General features: G+C 69.8%; 1 pseudogene. It reads right to left on the bottom strand.

The features are described 5' to 3' along the window. Window positions 1-1,172: pseudogene (locus ACFU3E_RS38465) on the bottom strand (alpha-1,4-glucan--maltose-1-phosphate maltosyltransferase); the annotation flags it as partial.

Below are 1,172 nucleotides of genomic sequence, written 5' to 3' on the forward strand. Positions count from 1 at the left end.
CGCCGGACGGTGTTGAGCCGGGTCAGCAGTGGGGTGAGGGTGCGGCCCTCACGTTCGGCCGCTTCCCAGTCGCGGTGCCTGAGCTGGTACTTCTCCGAGTTCAGGTACTCCTCGCTGCCCTCCTTCAGCGGGGTGTTCTCGCACAGCTCGTAGCCGGAGTAGATGCCCCAGGCCGGGGAGAGGGTCGCCGCGAGGACGGCCCGGACCTCGAAGGCGGGCCGGCCGCCGTGCTGGAGGTAGGCGTGCAGGATGTCGGGGGTGTTGGCGAAGAAGTTCGGCCGCATGTAGGAGGCGGCCTCGCCCGACAGCTCCGTCAGATATTCGGTCAGCTCCTGCTTGGTGTTGCGCCAGGTGAAGTAGGTGTAGGACTGCTGGAAGCCGATCTGGGCCAGGGTGTGCATCATCGCCGGGCGGGTGAACGCCTCGGCCAGGAAGATCACATCGGGGTCGGTGCGGTTGACGTCCGCGATCACCCGCTCCCAGAAGACCACCGGCTTGGTGTGCGGATTGTCCACCCGGAAGATCCGCACCCCGGCGTCCATCCAGTGCCGCAGCACCCGCACCGTCTCGGCGACCAGGCCGTCCATGTCGGCGTCGAAGGCGATGGGGTAGATGTCCTGGTACTTCTTCGGCGGGTTCTCCGCGTAGGCGATGGTGCCGTCGGGGCGGTGGTGGAACCACTCCGGGTGCTTGTGCACCCAGGGATGGTCCGGCGAGCACTGCAACGCGAAGTCCAGCGCCACCTCCATGCCCAGCTCCCGCGCCCGCCCGACGAACCAGGTGAAGTCCTCCAGCGTGCCCAGGCCGGGGTGGACGGCGTCGTGGCCGCCCTCGGGGGAGCCGATCGCCCAGGGCACGCCGACGTCGTCGGGGCCGGGGGAGAGAGTGTTGTTCCTGCCTTTGCGGAAGGTCGTGCCGATCGGGTGGATCGGCGGCAGGTAGACCACGTCGAAGCCCATCGCGGCGATCGCCGGCAGCCTGCGGGCCGCGGTGCGGAACGTGCCGTGGGGCTGCTGCGGGGTGCCCTCCGAGCGCGGGAAGAACTCGTACCACGAGCCGTACAGCGCCCGCTCCCGCTCCACGAGCAGCGGCAGGGGCTCGCTGCTGGTGACCAGGTCCCGCAGCGGATGCCGGCCCAGGACCTCGTCCACCTCCGGCGTCAACGCCGCCGC

This window comes from Streptomyces sp. NPDC057424, from assembly GCF_042803315.1.
In the GTDB taxonomy this organism is placed as follows: domain Bacteria; phylum Actinomycetota; class Actinomycetes; order Streptomycetales; family Streptomycetaceae; genus Streptomyces.